This window comes from Stenotrophomonas sp. 115C5, from assembly GCF_056861055.1.
The window spans coordinates 647,846-663,079 of the sequence record NZ_JBSPUQ010000001.1 but is presented as its reverse complement, the minus strand read 5'-3'; the positions used below and the strand labels follow the sequence as shown (position 1 = coordinate 663,079).

At 67.6% G+C, this 15,234-nt stretch carries 17 protein-coding genes; 7 read left to right on the top strand and 10 right to left on the bottom strand.

What is annotated here, in order from left to right; translation table 11 throughout:
* Positions 1–85 precede the first annotated feature (85 nt).
* Positions 86–1,069 carry an aldo/keto reductase gene (locus tag AC13FN_RS03085; RefSeq protein WP_482985176.1) on the top strand — a complete coding sequence of 328 codons (984 nt, stop codon included), beginning with the start codon at positions 86–88 and terminating at the stop codon, positions 1,067–1,069.
* 79 nt (positions 1,070–1,148) lie between these two features.
* Here the strand turns inward: AC13FN_RS03085 and AC13FN_RS03080 are convergent, their stop codons facing one another.
* On the bottom strand, positions 1,149–2,045 hold the full coding sequence (locus AC13FN_RS03080; RefSeq protein WP_049434668.1) for a LysR family transcriptional regulator: 897 nt from the start codon (positions 2,043–2,045) through the stop codon (positions 1,149–1,151).
* Positions 2,046–2,452: 407 nt separating this feature from the next.
* Here AC13FN_RS03080 and AC13FN_RS03075 point away from each other — a divergent pair, with 407 nt between their 5' ends.
* Together AC13FN_RS03075 and AC13FN_RS03070 are read left to right on the top strand one after the other, a co-directional pair.
* The gene (locus AC13FN_RS03075) at positions 2,453–2,665 is read left to right on the top strand and encodes a DUF4287 domain-containing protein (RefSeq protein ID WP_014646220.1); all 213 of its coding nucleotides are present in this window, start codon (positions 2,453–2,455) and stop codon (positions 2,663–2,665) included.
* Positions 2,666–2,774: 109 nt separating this feature from the next.
* Positions 2,775–3,482 (top strand): YitT family protein, encoded by a 708-nt coding sequence (locus AC13FN_RS03070; protein ID WP_029379885.1) that lies wholly within the window; start codon positions 2,775–2,777, stop codon positions 3,480–3,482.
* A gap of 86 nt (positions 3,483–3,568) precedes the next feature.
* On the opposite strand, the gene AC13FN_RS03065 is transcribed toward AC13FN_RS03070, so the two are convergent.
* Complete coding sequence (locus AC13FN_RS03065; protein WP_482985177.1) at positions 3,569–4,114, bottom strand: DNA-3-methyladenine glycosylase I; 546 nt, start codon at positions 4,112–4,114, stop codon at positions 3,569–3,571.
* Complete coding sequence (locus AC13FN_RS03060) at positions 4,111–5,898, bottom strand: DUF4153 domain-containing protein (RefSeq protein ID WP_482985178.1); 1,788 nt, start codon at positions 5,896–5,898, stop codon at positions 4,111–4,113. Before AC13FN_RS03060 ends, AC13FN_RS03065 begins: the two co-directional genes overlap by 4 nt.
* A gap of 91 nt (positions 5,899–5,989) precedes the next feature.
* Here AC13FN_RS03060 and AC13FN_RS03055 point away from each other — a divergent pair, with 91 nt between their 5' ends.
* The 4 genes from AC13FN_RS03055 to AC13FN_RS03040 all read left to right on the top strand — a co-directional run bounded on the left by AC13FN_RS03055 (position 5,990) and on the right by AC13FN_RS03040 (position 8,701).
* The gene (locus AC13FN_RS03055; protein WP_005408377.1) at positions 5,990–6,556 is read left to right on the top strand and encodes a YqgE/AlgH family protein; all 567 of its coding nucleotides are present in this window, start codon (positions 5,990–5,992) and stop codon (positions 6,554–6,556) included.
* Positions 6,549–7,043, top strand: a complete 495-nt coding sequence (ruvX, locus tag AC13FN_RS03050) for a Holliday junction resolvase RuvX (RefSeq protein ID WP_010483674.1) — start codon at positions 6,549–6,551, stop codon at positions 7,041–7,043. The genes AC13FN_RS03055 and ruvX overlap by 8 nt, the downstream gene beginning before the upstream one ends.
* A 15-nt stretch (positions 7,044–7,058) precedes the next feature.
* Positions 7,059–8,009, top strand: coding sequence for an aspartate carbamoyltransferase catalytic subunit (locus AC13FN_RS03045; RefSeq protein WP_053442613.1), 951 nt, complete (start codon positions 7,059–7,061; stop codon positions 8,007–8,009).
* 203 nt (positions 8,010–8,212) lie between these two features.
* Positions 8,213–8,701 (top strand): REP-associated tyrosine transposase, encoded by a 489-nt coding sequence (locus AC13FN_RS03040; protein ID WP_159359866.1) that lies wholly within the window; start codon positions 8,213–8,215, stop codon positions 8,699–8,701.
* Between the two features lie 102 nt (positions 8,702–8,803).
* On the opposite strand, the gene AC13FN_RS03035 is transcribed toward AC13FN_RS03040, so the two are convergent.
* The 7 genes from AC13FN_RS03035 to rapZ form a co-directional block, all read right to left on the bottom strand.
* Positions 8,804–9,601, bottom strand: coding sequence for a carboxylesterase family protein (locus AC13FN_RS03035; protein WP_482985179.1), 798 nt, complete (start codon positions 9,599–9,601; stop codon positions 8,804–8,806).
* A 71-nt stretch (positions 9,602–9,672) separates the two neighbouring features.
* The gene (locus AC13FN_RS03030) at positions 9,673–9,939 is read right to left on the bottom strand and encodes a hypothetical protein (RefSeq protein WP_053442615.1); all 267 of its coding nucleotides are present in this window, start codon (positions 9,937–9,939) and stop codon (positions 9,673–9,675) included.
* Between the two features lie 59 nt (positions 9,940–9,998).
* A complete protein-coding gene (gene mgtE / locus AC13FN_RS03025; protein WP_010483662.1) occupies positions 9,999–11,360 on the bottom strand; it encodes a magnesium transporter in 1,362 nt (453 codons plus the stop codon).
* Positions 11,361–11,495: 135 nt separating this feature from the next.
* A complete protein-coding gene (gene ptsP, locus AC13FN_RS03020) occupies positions 11,496–13,265 on the bottom strand; it encodes a phosphoenolpyruvate--protein phosphotransferase (protein WP_197643616.1) in 1,770 nt (589 codons plus the stop codon).
* Between the two features lie 2 nt (positions 13,266–13,267).
* The gene (locus tag AC13FN_RS03015; protein ID WP_005408385.1) at positions 13,268–13,537 is read right to left on the bottom strand and encodes an HPr family phosphocarrier protein; all 270 of its coding nucleotides are present in this window, start codon (positions 13,535–13,537) and stop codon (positions 13,268–13,270) included.
* The gene (locus AC13FN_RS03010; RefSeq protein ID WP_010483657.1) at positions 13,530–13,922 is read right to left on the bottom strand and encodes a PTS sugar transporter subunit IIA; all 393 of its coding nucleotides are present in this window, start codon (positions 13,920–13,922) and stop codon (positions 13,530–13,532) included. The genes AC13FN_RS03015 and AC13FN_RS03010 overlap by 8 nt, the downstream gene beginning before the upstream one ends.
* A gap of 417 nt (positions 13,923–14,339) precedes the next feature.
* Entirely contained in the window at positions 14,340–15,224 is an 885-nt protein-coding gene (rapZ, locus tag AC13FN_RS03005) for an RNase adapter RapZ (RefSeq protein WP_482985180.1), read from the bottom strand.
* Positions 15,225–15,234: the final 10 nt, after the last annotated feature.

The window sequence follows — 15,234 nt, the reverse complement described above, 5'->3', positions numbered from 1 at the left end:
CCAGTCATGACCGACTGCCATCCAGTCGGTTCAATCGATCGCCCCTGCAGGCTTATCGTCAGCGCTCCCCCTCTGGAGCATGACGATGCAGACACGTGAACTCGGCCGCAGTGGCCTGAAGGTTTCCGCCCTCGGCCTGGGGTGCATGGGACTGAGCCACGGCTATGGCCAGCCGGTCGAGCGCAGCCAGGGCATCGCCCTGCTGCACGCTGCGGTGGAACGCGGCGTGACCTTCTTCGACACCGCCGAAGTGTACGGCCCGCACACCAATGAAGACCTGCTCGGCGAGGCGCTGGCGCCGTACCGCGACACGCTGGTGATCGCCACCAAGTTCGGCTTCAAGGACGCGCGCGTCGATACCGGCCTGGACAGCCGCCCGGAGAACATCCGCGCGGTGGCCGAGGCCAGCCTCAAGCGCCTGCGCACCGATCATATCGACCTGTTCTACCAGCACCGCGTCGACCCGAACGTGCCGATCGAGGATGTGGCCGGCACCGTGCGCGACCTGATCGCTGAGGGCAAGGTCGGCCACTTCGGCCTGTCCGAGGCCAGCGCCGCTACCGTGCGCCGCGCGCATGCGGTGCAGCCAGTGGCGGCCGTGCAGAGCGAGTACTCGCTGTGGTGGCGCGAGCCGGAGCACGAACTGCTGCCGACCCTGCAGGAGCTGGGCATCGGCTTCGTGCCATTCAGCCCGCTCGGCCGTGGTTTCCTGACCGGCGCGATCAACGCCGACACCACCTTCGACGCCAACGATTTCCGCAACACCGTGCCGCGTTTCGAAGTGGAAGCGCGTCGCGCCAACCAGGCGCTGGTGGATCGTATCAGCACGATTGCTGCTGCACGGGGCGCGACCCCGGCGCAGGTGGCGCTGGCCTGGCTGCTGGCGCAGGCGCCGTGGATCGTGCCGATTCCGGGCACCACCAAGATCCATCGCCTGGAAGAAAACCTGGGCGCGGCCAACCTGCAGCTGGCGCCGGAGGAACTGCAGCGCATCGCACAGGCGCTGGATGAAGTGTCGATCGTCGGCGAGCGCTACAACGCGCAGCGTGCGGCGCAGGCCAAGGGCTGACCACCCGGTGGGTGCGGACCGTTGGTAGGTGCGGACCGTTGGTGGTGGGTGCGGACCGTTGGTCCGCACTCCTTGACCCTCACCCCATCGGCCCACGCAGCGCATCAAGCACCGTGCGCATCGCCACGGTGACGTGGCGGCGCGACGGGTAGTACGCGTAGTAGCCATCGAAGTGGGGGCACCAGTCGTCCAGCACCGACTGCAGCCGGCCATCGTCCAGCATCGGCTGCACCTGGTCTTCCGGCAGCCAGGCCAATCCACTGCCGGCCAGCGCAGCGGCGCGGGTCATGCCCATGGTGTTGAAGGTCCACTGGCCGGTGACGCGCACGCTCAGTTCGTTGCCATCCTGGCCGAAATCCCACGGCATCAGCCCACCATGCGTGGGCAGGCGCAGGGTGACGCAGTTGTGGTCTGCCAGCTCGTCCGGATGCCGTGGCACCACATGCTGGCGGAAGTAGCTGGGCGCGCCGACCACGCGCATGCGCAGCGGCGGGCTGATCGGCACGGCGACCATGTCGCGCGCCAGCCGTTCGCCGAGGCGGATGCCGATGTCGTAGCGCTCGGCCACGATGTCGGCCAGCCCGTAGTCGGCGGCCAGTTCCACCTTCAAATCCGGATACTGCTGCAGCAGCGGCGCCAGCCGTGGCCATGCGATGTACTCGGCGGCGTGGCCGGTGGCATTGATGCGGATGGTGCCGGCCGGGCGTTCGCGGTACTCGGCCAGCGCGGCCAACCCATCCTCGATCTCGGCCAGGCGTGGGCCCAGGGTATCGAGCAGGCGGGCGCCGGCTTCGGTGGTGGAGACGCTGCGGGTGGTGCGGGTCAGCAGGCGCACGCCGAGACGTTCTTCCAGGCCGCGCATGGCATGACTGAGCGCGGACTGGGATATGCCCAGCTGGGCGGCGGCCTTGGTGAAGCTGCCCTCGCGGGCAACGTGGACGAAGGCCTGCAGGTCGTTGAGGTTTTCGCGGGGCATGACGGGATGATACGGCCGGGCTGCGCCCGGCACCTGCTTCAAGCCAAGGCAACGTCAACGTCAAATGCGTGCATTCCGTGGGATGGCGGGGTGGGTCCGGTTGAGGGGGACGTCGTAAATGCGTCCATGTAGGCTCGGTCGCCGCTTGCTCGTGTGCGCTGTCCTGCGCACACGGCAAGACCGGGGTTGGGCGTCTTGCCCAACCCGCCCGAGGCATGCCTCGGGCCCATGCGGCTCACGCCCCCTCAACCGGACCCACCCCGCCTTCGACAGTTTCCCGCGAGCTGTTGGAACGGCATTCTGCTTTGGTGGGTGCCGACCGTCGGTCGGCACTGGGTCGGACGTGTGGGTATGTCGATTTCTGCGTCTGTGGTTCGTCGAATGAATGACTTCAACGGGAGCTGCACATGAGCACTGACACCAAGCCCAAGGGCCCGGCCTCGTATTTCCCCTCCATCGAGAAGACGTACGGGCAGCCGGTGGCGCACTGGTTCGGGCTGCTGGCGGGGAAGAAGGGCCTGAAACACATGGAGCTGGTCAGCTTCCTGAAAAGTGAGCATGGGCTGGGCCACGGCCACGCCAACGCGTTGGTGGCACATCATCTGGCCGGCAAGGGCTGAGCAGGGGCGGGCCGCGGCAGGGCAAGTCGCATTCAGCTGAACGATTTCATCTGCAACTGTCATGCAGATCGTGTCTAATACCGCTCCCCACCTGCTGTTCCCCACCCGTATGTCCCTTCCCTCCCATGGCCCCGCGCCGTGCGACGACGCTGACGGCCACCTGGTCACCGCCGGTCCGCTGACCCCGCCGCCCGACAGCGCCGGCACCACCGCCGACGAAAAAGCGCTGCGCCACTCGATCGCCGAGGATGTGCAGGGCATGGTGCTGGCCACGATGGTGGCCTCGCTGGGCCTGGCCATCTTCGCCAAGAGTGGGCTGATGATCGGCGGCATGGCCGGCATGGCGTTCCTGCTGCATTACGCGCTGGACTGGAACTTCGGCGTGGTGTTCGTGCTGGTCAATCTGCCGTTCTACTGGGTGGCGGTGCGGCGCATGGGCTGGGAATTCACCCTGAAGACCTTCGCCGCGGTCACCGCCTGTGGCGTGCTGACCGACCTGCTGCCGCGCTGGATCGACTTCTCGCACATCCACCCGCTGTATTCGGCGATCGTCGGTGGCGCATTGTCCGGCCTGGGCATCCTGTTCTTCATCCGTCACCGTGCCAGCCTCGGCGGTATCGGCATCCTGGCGGTGTATCTGCAGCGCACCCGTGGCTGGAGCGCGGGCAAGGTGCAGATGTCCTACGACGCCTGCCTGATGGTGGCCGCGTTCTTCGTGCTGTCGCCTTCCAAGGTGCTGTATTCGGCCATCGGCGCGGTGGTGCTCAGCCTGGTGCTGATGTTCAACCACCGCCCCGGCCGCTACATGGGCGTGTGATCGCGCTCTCCGCGTTCGCCGGGAACGTGTAGATCACCCGCAGCATGCAGTAGAGCCACGCCATGCGTGGCTGGCACGAGCGCCGATCAACCGCCGGCGGCCTTCAGCCACGGCGGCGACAGCTTCAGCAGCCGCGCATGCACCGGGCAATTCTCGGCGTGCGCGCCGGGCAGGTAGCCCAGGCTCATCAGGAATTCGCCGGTGATCTCGCCGCCGGTGAAGCGGAACGTCTTCTTGAACAGCTTCACCCAGTCGGCCTTGCTGAGCGGGTGATGCGCATCCAGCCACGCCGCGAAGCTGCCATGGCTGGCCCGCAGCTGCTGGATCACCTGCGCGTTGTGGATCGCCGCCAGTACCTTCAGCCGGTTGCGGATGATGCCCGCGTCCGACAGCAGGCGTTCGATGTCCTGCTCGGCATACGCTGCCACGCGGTCCACATCAAAGCCGTCATAGGCCGCGCGGAAACCCTCGCGCTTCTTCAGGATCGTTTCCCAGCTCAGGCCGGCCTGGTTGATTTCCAGCACCAGGCGCTCGAACAGCTCGCGCTCCTCACGCTGCGGGAAGCCGTACTCGTTGGCGTGGTAGTAGTCGTGCACCGGATGGCCCGGGGCGATGAGGCAGTAACCGCTCATGGAGAAGACTCGTTGGATTCGGGTTCGGGATCGATGGCCAGCGCAGGGCGTCCGCCGATGGACAGCATCGGCCAACGCGGTGGCACAAGAGTGAGTTCGCCATCACGCAGGGCCTGGTTGATCGCCTCGGCCTGGCCGCTGACGGTGCCGAACAGCGAACCGGCCCGGCGCCACTGGGCATCCCTGCCACGTGCATACAGCACGCAGTCCGGTCCACGGTGGGTGTACAGCTCGCACAGCAGCACTTCGCCGGTGCCATCGCCGTCCAGGTCGCGATGGACGATCAGGCAGTCGCGCTCGCTCTGGGCGCAGGATTCACCATTGATCGCGCGCGTGGCCAGTGCCTGCCACCAATCGTCCGGTGGCGAGCTGGATCCCTTGGCCAGCTTCAGCGCGCGCTGCAGGGCGACGACGTCCTGCGGCCCCTTGTCGAGGCGCTGTCCGTCGTCCCAGCGTGACGTGCGTGCCAGCGCTGCCGCGATCACCTGTGGCGCGTTGGCATCGGCGGTGATGGCCGGATCACGCTGCAGCTCGCGCAGCGCCTGCACGCCACGGCGCCCCAGATCGAAGCGCAGCACGTTGACGTCGCTGCTGGTGATCGCCGGCGGGTCCGCGCGCAGCCGCGCCAGCTGGCTGGACAGGGTCAGCCGCACCGGGTCCAGCAGCGGCGAGTTGCCCAGCAATGCCAGTGCCAGCACCGCCCAGCACATCCAGCGGTTGACCGGCTCCAGCATCTGCAACCAGCGCCCCTGCCGGCGCAGCACCGCCAGCGCGTAGCCCACGGCATAGCCGGCCACGGCCAACGCGACGAGTACTGCCCAGAACCGGTCCACGGTCCAGCCGTACTGCACCACGCGGAGGCCCAGCGCGTACAGTGCCAGCGCCGCGTAGACCGGCAGCGCCAGCAGGCTGGCTTCAACAAGGCGTCGCAGCAGCAGGGGGTAGGGGGCGCTGTCTTCCCCCTGCTGGTAGACCGCATTGGTGAACGTCACCAGCAACAGCGACAGCACCAGCAGCAGGCTGGCGGCCGAGCGGGTCTTCCACAGCGGCTCGAGCCCGGTGAGCGGCAGGCTCAGCACGAACAGCACCGCGATGAACGACAGCAGCGGCAGCAGCCCGCGGCAGATCGCGAACAGCACCTGGCGGGTGATCTGGATCGCGCGGTGCTGGGTGCGCCCGATCAGCACGCCGAACCCGGCCAGGCTGCCGGTGGCCAGCGCAATGAACGCGTCCTGCCGGAACAGGTCGCGGAAGAACGTCACCTCCAGCAGCTGGAACAGCGCCGCCCACAACCACAGCAGCAGCCAGGTCAGCCCGGTGAACAGTGCGGCGAGGGCCAGGGTCAGACCGTTCTGCCAGGCGCGCTCGAACAACGCCGGGTAGCTGGCACGCCAATGCCCGTGCTGCAGCTGGAACTGCCACCAGGGCAGGGCCACGAACACCGCCACGGCCATGCCCAGGGTCAGCGGGAACTGCAGCGCGCCCGATTCCAGTGCGGTCTCGCCATTGAGGTTCCAGCCGATCCAGGCGGCCAACGCCAGCACTACCGCCGAGCCGAGCGCGGCCTGCAGCCACAGGCGGCGCTGGCCCAGCTCGACCAGGCTCAGCGCCACCGCGCTGGGAATGGCCAGCACCCAGGCGTACCAGCAGTAGCGCCAGCCGATATCGCGGAACGGCCAGGCATCGGACAGTTCCTGCGCGGCATACAGCATCAGGCCCTGCAGCAGGGCGATCAGGACGATGGCGCTGCGTGCCGGCAGGGTCAGGGGCGAAGAGGGCTGCATCGATGACCTTCCATGGCAAAGCACCATCCTAGCCCATCGCTGCACGCGCCCATCGCGCGACCATATCGGCCCCAGCAGGTAGAATGGGGCCATGCCTGTAACGCCGACCTCCCTTGCCGATCACCTGCTCGTCGCGCTGCCGTCGCTGCTCGACGCGACCTTTGCCCGCAGCGTCGCGCTGATCTGCCAGCACGACGAGAACGGGGCGATGGGCGTGCTGGTCAACCAGCCTTCCGAGTACACGCTGGGTGAAGTGCTTGCACAGATGGACATCACCACCGGTGATGGCGACCTGCAGGCGCGCATGGTGCTCAACGGCGGCCCGGTGCATCCCGAACGCGGCTTCGTCATCCATGACGACGCGCGGGCGTGGGATTCCAGCCTGACCGTGGGCGACGGCCTGTACCTGACCACCTCGCGCGACATCCTCGAAGCGATGGCGCGCGGCGAAGGCCCGGCCAATGCCGTGGTCACCCTTGGCTGTGCCGGTTGGGGCGCAGGGCAGCTGGAAAGCGAGCTGTCCGAGAACAGCTGGCTGACGGTGCCGGCCGATGCCGAACTGGTGTTCCAGCTGCCGCTGGAGCAGCGCTGGCAGGGGGCGGCCTCGCGTATCGGCGTGGACCTGTTCCGGCTGACGGATTACAGCGGCCATGTCTGAGCCGGTCGCGCCCGCACCGGTTCCTGCTGCCCCGGCGATCCGCCGTGATGGCACCGTTCTGGGTTTCGATGTCGGCTCGCGACGGATCGGCGTGGCTATCGGCAGTGCCTTCGCCGCGCATGCGCGCGCGGTGGCCGTGGTCGATGTGCACGGCAACGGCCCGGACTGGACCGCGATCGAGCGCCTGCTCAAGGAATGGAAGCCCGATGGCCTGGTGGTCGGCGACCCGCTGACCCTGGACGGCCAGGACCAGCCCAACCGCAAGCGTGCGCAGGGCTTCGCCCGCCAGCTGCGGGAACGTTTCAAGCTGCCGGTGGTGATGATCGACGAGCGTTCCAGCTCGGTCGAGGCCGCCCGCCGCTTCGCCGTCGAGCGCGCCGAAGGGCGCAAGCGCCGCCGCGATGCGGCTGCCCTCGATGCCGTGGCTGCGGCGGTGATCATCGACCGCTGGCTGTCGTCGCCGGACGACGCCACCCCCATTCCCTGACTGCCCGACACCGCCATGACCGCCCAGCAAATCGATGCCTCCGGACGCCTGCGCCACCTGCTGACCCTGGAGGGCCTGCCGCGCGAGACCCTGCTGCAGCTGCTCGACCGGGCAGGGCAGATCCGCGATGCCGCGGTCGGTCGCGTCGGCAACAAGCGCCATGTGCTGGCCGGTTCGGCGGTGTGCACGCTGTTCTTCGAACCGTCCACGCGCACCCGCAGCTCGTTCCAGCTGGCCGCGCAGCGGCTGGGCGCCGATGTACTGAACTTTGATGCCTCGACCTCGTCCACGCGCAAGGGCGAAACCGCCTGCGACACGCTGCGCAACCTGGAAGCGATGGGCGTGCGCGGCTTCGTGGTGCGCCACCCCGATGATGGCGCCGTGGCCGCACTGGCCGAAGCGGCGGGCGAGGGCACCGCACTGATCAACGCCGGTGACGGTCGCAGCGCGCACCCGACCCAGGGCCTGCTGGACATGCTGACCCTGCGCCAGGCCAAGGGCCCGGATTTCTCGAAGATGAAAGTGGTGATCGTCGGCGACGTGAAGCACTCGCGCGTGGCCCGCACCGACCTGCATGCGCTGCGCACGCTGGGCATAGGCGAGATCCGCGTCTGCGGCCCGCAGTCGCTGCTGCCGGACGACGAGACCCTGAAGGGCTGCGTGGTCGGCGATGATTTCGACGCGATGCTGGAAGGCGTCGACGCGCTGATGATGCTGCGCCTGCAGCGCGAGCGTATGGAAGAAGGCCTGGTGCCGTCGCTGGAGCAGTATCACACGCAGTACGGCCTGACCACCGAGCGCCTGGCCCGCGCCGGCAAGGATGCGGCGGTGCTGCACCCGGGCCCGATCAACCGCGGCGTGGAAGTGACCGACGAGGTGGCCGACGGCCCGCAGTCGTGGGTGCTGCGCCAGGTCGCCAACGGCGTCGCCGTGCGCATGGCCGTGCTGGAAACCCTGCTGGGCTGATCCCCGCTTGGTAGGTGTCAACCTAGGTTGGCACCCACTGCTTTGGTAGATGCCAACCTTGGTTGGTACTGCTGCTGTGGTAGGCGCCAACCTTGGTTGGCGCTGTTGTTCTGGTGGCTGCCAACCTTGGTTGGCACTGCCCTACCCGGGCGAAGGTGATTTCCCGATGTTCAGGGAACATGCGCCCGCCCATGCTCTTCTGCATGAACAGCACCCGCCTCCTGCTGGGCCGTCACTCCACTATTGGCCAGAGCTACATCCTCACAACGAACGTGCATGGCCGGGCGGCACTGTTCGCCAACGACGCCGTTGCGGATACCGCCATGCAGGAGTTCCGGCGTCTGGATCTGGAAGGTCTGACCCATTCGATTGCCTACGTGGTCATGCCGGATCACATCCACTGGTTGATGCAACTGCGCGCGGCATCGCTCGACGTTGTCATGAAGCGCTTCAAGTCGCGTACGGCCGTGCACGCAAACAGGGTACTGGGCAGGGTGGGGCGCTTCTGGCAGTCCTGCTATCACGATCATGCAATCCGCTCTGATGAATCGCTGTTCCGGCACGCGATGTATGTGATGGCGAATCCGATCAGGGTGGGGCTGGCAACGCAACTTGGCCAGTACCCGCATGCGTGGTGTCAGTGGGAACTCGAAGGTTCTGCCAAGGCGGAGTTCATGGGGGCGGACAGATAGTGCCAACCAAGGTTGGCACCCACCGAAACCAGGATCCAACCAGGATAGACAGCCACTGGAGCCAGGATCCAACCCTGGTGGGCAGCTACCGGAAGCTGTGGCTCAGCGCTTCTGCGCGAACAGCCACGCCCACATTGCCGGGTCCGCATAGGTGGCATCCCAGGCGTTGTGGTTGCCGTCGGGGTACTCGGTATAGCGCACGTCACGTGCAGCGGCGCCCTGGAAGGCGGCGTGCAGCCTGCGGTCGTCGTCCGGCGGCACCACGTCGTCCAGCGCGCCGTGGAAGATCCAGATCGGCGTGTGCCGCAGGCGCTGCGCGATCACGGCATACGGATCGGTTTCCTGGGCGACCTGCTCGACGAACAGGGTTGGGCGCTTCGCGCGTGGTGCAAGTACCGCGCCGCACACGGGGACGATCGCGGCAAAGCGGCGCGGGTCGTCCAGCGCGATGTTCCAGCTGCCGTAGCCGCCCATCGACATGCCAGTCAGGTACTGCCGTGCCGGGTCGGCGCCGAATTCGGCGATCGTGGCGTCCAGTGCGGCCACTGCCGCACGGTTGTTGCGGCCGCTCCACTCCTCGTGGCCCGGTACCTGTGGGAACACCACCAGGGCGGGGAAGTCGGGATGCTCGCGCAGGTAAGGCCCCAGCCCGGCGTGGGTCTGCTTGACGCCATCGGCACCGCGCTCGCCGGAGCCGTGCAGGAACAGGATGACCGGGAGGTTGGTGGGAGCGGCGGCCTGCACGCCGGCCGGAATGAACACCTGGTAGTAGGCGGTCTCTCCCTCCACCTTCACCGCACGTGCTTCGAAGCGACCACGCGCGCTGTCCGGCAGCGAAGTGCAACCGCTCATCATCAGAAGGGCCAGCAGCGGCAGCCAGCGCGACATCGAACGGATCATGGGACTTCCCGAGGCGGCAGGTATGACCGCATCGTAGTCCGCCACACGTCAATGCGGCATCGTGCGCCGCGTCACTGCGGGCGCGGGAAACTGGCGATGATGTCCAACTGCTCCTGTGCCTCGGCGTTGCCTTCGGCGGCGGCTGCCTGCACCTGTGCCATGTCCGGATGCAGCACCACCAGCAGCGGGTTCTCGCAGACCGGGCAGTCGTACTCGGTGGCGTCCTCGTCCAGCTCCATCTCCATGGCGCGCGAGCAGCCCTTCCATTCGCAGGCCGGGCAGGTGTGCTGCTGATCGCGCCAGCCGGGCTGGAAATAGTTTTCGATCGTTGTTGCCATGGGTGTTCCAGTTGGGTGGGGTCAGCGCCCCGCGTGGCGGGGCCCGATCCTTGATGCGGTCAGTGCAGCAGCACCAGGGTGGCCAGGCCGAGGAAAGTGAAGAAGCCCATCGAGTCGGTCACGGCGGTCAGGAAGATGCCACTGGCCAGCGCCGGATCGAAGCCGAAGCGCTTCAGTGTGAGCGGCACCAGCACGCCGGCCAGCGCTGCGAACAGCAGGTTGCAGGTCAGCGCGATGGCGATCACCGCAGACAGACCGGGTGAATGGAACCAGGCCAATACGATCAGGCCCAGCACCGAGCCGAGCATCACGCCGTTCAACAGCGCAACCCGTACCTCCTTCCACAACAGAGTGCGCGCGTTGGAGGCGCCCACCTGGCCCAGCGCCAGGCCGCGCACCATCAGCGCCAGCACCTGGGTACCGGCGTTGCCACCGAGGCCGGCAACGATCGGCATCAGCACCGCCAGCGCCACCAGCTTGTCGATGGTGCCCTCGAAGTGGCCGACCACGCTGGAGGCCAGGAACGCCGTGCACAGGTTGACCGACAGCCACATCAAGCGGCGGCGCATGGCGCGCCAGACCGGGCTGAACAGATCTTCGTCCTCGTCCAGGCCGGCGGCGCCCAGCGCCTGGTGCTCGGCCTGTCCACGGATGATGTCGACCACGTCATCGATGGTGATGCGGCCGACCAGGATGTTGTTGTCGTCCACAACCGGCGCGGAGATCCAGTCATGGTCGGAGAACTGGCGGGCGACCTCCTGGTCGCTTTCGCCGACATCGATCGCCGGCTGCTCGTCGTCGATCAGGCGGTTGATCGGGGTGGTGTCCTCGTGGGTCACCAGTGCCGCCAGCGACACCCGGCCGAGGTATTGATGGCGCCGGCTGACCACGAACAGGTGGTCGGTGTGGTCGGGCAGTTCGCCACGCAGGCGCAGGTAGCGCAGCACCACGTCGACGTTGACGTCGGCGCGCACGGTCACCACGTCCGGGTTCATCAGGCGCCCGGCGCTGTCCTCAGGGTAGGACAGCACCTGCTCCAGGCGCTCGCGGTTCTCGCGGTCCATCGACTTGAGGACTTCGTCGATGACCGTGTCCGGCAGGTCTTCGACCAGGTCGGCCAGGTCGTCGATGTCCAGGTCTTCGACCGCGGCGATGATTTCGTCCGGGTCCATGTCCGCGAGCAGGCTCTCGCGCACGTCGTCGCCGACGTGGACCAGCACCTCGCCGTCATCTTCCGGATCGACCAGGCCCCACACCACCTCGCGCTTGCCCGGCGGCAGCGATTCGAGCAGGTTGCCGATCTCGGCCGGGGCCAGGGTGTTGACCAGGCGGCGCACCGGGCCCAGCCGACCGCTGTCCAGTGCGTCGGACAGCATCCGCAGTTGGCGTGCAGTCTTGTCGTGGCGTACAGCTTCAGCCATCGCAGCTCCCGCGGGATAAGAAAAGCCGCGATCCCGGCAAGGATGCGGCAACAGGGGTGTTCAGCGCGTCATTATCGCAAGGGGATGTTTCAACGCATAGCCGCCACGCATGGCGACCGGCACGACCCTTGGCGCTCAGGCCGTTTCGGCCACCAGCGCCAGCCAGCGCTCGATGGCGCGGCGGTCGCGTGCGGCCAGCAGCTTTGGCGCGCGGGCGCGCAGTGTGGCGAGGTCGGCCTCGCGGATCGCGCGGCGGACCTCCAGCAGCGTGCCCGGATGCAGGCTGAATTCGGTCAGGCCCAGTGCCAGCAGCAGAGGTGTCATCCGCGCATCGCCGGCCATCTCGCCGCAGACGGCCACCGGGATGCGGTGGCGCGCGCCGGTCTCGATCACCATCTGCAGCAGTCGCAGCACCGCCGGGTGCAACGGCGAATACAACTCACCCAGCGCTTCGTTGTTGCGGTCGGCGGCCAGCAGGTACTGCACAAGGTCGTTGGTGCCGATCGACAGGAAATCGACCAGATCGATGAAGCTTTCCAGCGCCAACGCCGCAGCGGGCACCTCGATCATCGCCCCCAGCGGCACATGGTCGGACACCATGTGACCTTCGCCACGCAGCTGTTCGGTCAGCTTGAGCATGCGCCGGCGCACCGCCAGCAGTTCCTCGCGGGTGCTGACCATCGGCACCAGCACGCGCAGCTTGCCGTAGGCCGAGGCCCGCAGGATCGCGCGCAGCTGGGTGTCAGCCACCTTCGGCCGTGCCAGCGACAGGCGCACGCCGCGCAGTCCCAAGGCCGGGTTCTCTTCATTGCTCAGGGTCAGGCCGGTGCGGTCTGCCTTGTCCGCGCCCAGATCGAGCGTGCGGATGGTGACCGGTCGCCCGCTCATGCCCAATGCGGCATCGCGGTAGGTCTGGAACTGTTCTTCTTCGTCCGGCAGCTCGTTGCGCTGCAGGAACAGGAATTCGGTGCGGTACAGGCCCAGTCCCTGCGCGCCCAGCGCATGTGCCTGGGTGACGTCCTCCAGCGATTCGGCATTGGCCAGCAGCGCGATGTCGACCTGGTCGCGGGTACGGCTGGGCTTGCTGCGCAGGCGGCCGAGTTCGCGCTGCTCGCGCGCATGCTCTTTCAGGCGCGCGCGGTAGTCGCGCAGGTTGTCGGCCTGCGGGTTGGCGGTGATGCTGCCGTCGGCGCCATCGATGATCAGCACGTCGCCGTCGGCAACGCGGCTGAGCAGCTGCGGCACGTTGACGATCAGGGGCAGGTGCAGGCTGCGCGCCAGGATCGCGCTGTGCGAGAGCGCGCTGCCGGCGGCGGTGACGATGCCGACCACGCCCTGTGCCTGCAGCTGCGCCAGCTCGGACGGGGCGATGTTGTCGCAGACCAGGATCTCCCCAGCCAGGCCCTTCATCACCGGCGGCCGTTCGGGCTGCAGGAAGGCGTGGATGCGGCCGATCACATGGTCCAGGTCGTCCATGCGGCTCTTCAGATAGGCATCGTCCATGCCATCGAAGACCTTGGCCAGGCGGTCACGCTGCAGGCGCAGTGCATAGCCGGCACTGTAGGGGCCGCTGCGGATCAGTTCGTCCAGCCCGAACAACAGCTCGGGATCGTCCAGCAGCAGGGCATGCAGGTCGAGGAACTCGCCCACTTCCTGGTTCAAGGCGCCATGCAGGCGCTGGCGCAGCTCGTGCATTTCCGTGCGCGCGGCATCCACCGCCCGGTGCAGGCGGGCCAGTTCGGCCTCGATCTGATGGGCGGCGACGCGCTGCTCGGCCACTTCCAGCGCATGCGGCAGGCGCACCCGCGCCCGGCCCATCGCCGCGCCACGGGCAGCACCGTGCCCGGCCAGCAGCTGTACCGGCCGCTGGCCGGAAGGGACCTGGCCGGCGCGCGCGCGCGGCACGCTCAGCTGTCCTCGTCGAAGCGGCGTTCGAACAGGCCGACCACCGCTTCCATCGCGGCGGCTTCGTCCTCGCCGTTGATGCGCACCGTGACCGGGGTGCCCTGGCCGGCGGCCAGCAGCATCACGCCCATGATGCTCTTGGCGTTGATCTCACGGCCCTTGGCGGCCATGGTCACGTTGCAGCGGAACGGCGCCAGGGTCTGCACCAGCTTGGCGGTGGCCCGGGCATGCAGGCCCAGGCGGTTGCTCACGGTGAGTTCTCGTTCAAGCATCGTCGACTATCGCTCCATTACGGGTACCCGCCGCGGCTGTGGCGGGCAGTTGATCCAGTCCCTGTTCCGGATAATTCATCACCCGCAGCAACATCGGCAGGCTCAGCGCCGACACCCGGCGAACCGGGGTCCCCAGACGGGCCAGCTGCCCGGCAAGGTTGGCGGGGCTGGCGCCGTACAGGTCGGTCAGGATCAGCACACCTTCACCGCCATCGACCCGCCGCAGCGCGGCCGAGGCAAGCGGGAGAAGAGCGTCCAGGTCTGCGTCGAACGGTACTTCGAAAGCTTCGGTTTTCAGCGGCAACTGCCGCAGGAGCCGGGTCGCCACGTCAAGCAGGGCGGTCCCGACCCCGGGATGTGTTACGAGGAGAATGCCACAGGTCATTACTGCACGTTAACAGGTCAAGGTGAATTGGCGATAGCAGCAGGAGAGGGGCACTGTGTCCCGTATTCAGCGTTGCTGGGGTCAGAGCCCTTTTCCCCTGGAAAAGGGATCCGACCCCATGCGTTTTTCGATGCCTGACCGGGACTCATCCACGCATGGCGTGGATCTACCGTGTCGACCAAGGTCGACACCTACCAACAGCAGCAGAGATCTGTCAGAGGTGGGGCGGTGTGGATCTGCAGGACCGTTGGCGCCATGGATGGCGCCATCGAGCCCCCAGGGACGGGTTTACGGCGTGTCCTGCAGATCCACACCGCCCCGCCATCCCACGGAATGCCGCTTTTGCTGTTGCTGTTGCTGTTGCCGGCCAGCGGCCGGCACTACCCGCGGGTGCCGGGCGCAGCCCGGCCGACCCCCTCAATCCTGTTCGCGGTGGTACGTCGCCACGTCTTCCCAGCCCATCTCGCGGGCATGCCGGGCCAGGCGCTCGGCCAGGAACACCGACCGGTGCTTGCCACCGGTGCAGCCGAACGCCACGGTCACGTAGCTGCGGGTGCCATCGCCCAGCTTCGGCAGCCAGGTATCGAGGAAATCCATCAGCTGGGCCAGGTAGCGCTGTACGTCCGGCTGCGCTTCCAGGTAGTCGCGTACACCCGGTTCGCGGCCGCTGAGCGCGCGCAGGTCCGGGTCCCAGTGTGGATTGGGCAGCACCCGCGCGTCGAATACGAAGTCCGCCTCGGCCGGCACGCCGCGCTTGTAGGCGAACGATTCGAACAGCAGCGACAGGCCGGTGGCATGGTCCATCGTGAACTCGGTGATGATCCGCCGCCGCAGCTGGTGCACGTTGAGGTTGCTGGTATCGATCACCGCATCGGCCTCGCGGCGCAACGGTGCGGTCAACTCGCGTTCGCGGGCGATCGCTTCGGGCAGGGACAGACCCAGCTGGCTCAGCGGATGGCGACGGCGGGTGTCGGCATAGCGCTTGAGCACCGTTTCATCGCTGGCCTCGAAGAACAGCACCTTCACTTCCACGCCGGCGTCGGTGGCCAGCTGCCGCCAGTCGCCCAGCTGGCTCAGGTCGGCCTGGCCGCGCACGTCGATGCCCACCGCCAGCCGGCGTGGTGCGCTGCCGTCCTGGTTGGCCAGCAGGCTGCGCACGAAGTCGGGCAGCAGGTGGATCGGCAGGTTGTCCGAGCAGTAGTAGTCCTGGTCCTCGAAGGTCTTCAGGGCGACGGATTTACCCGAGCCGGACAGGCCACTGACGATGATCAGGGTCGGGGCGGAGGGGGTTGCGGTGCTCATGGACAGGCTC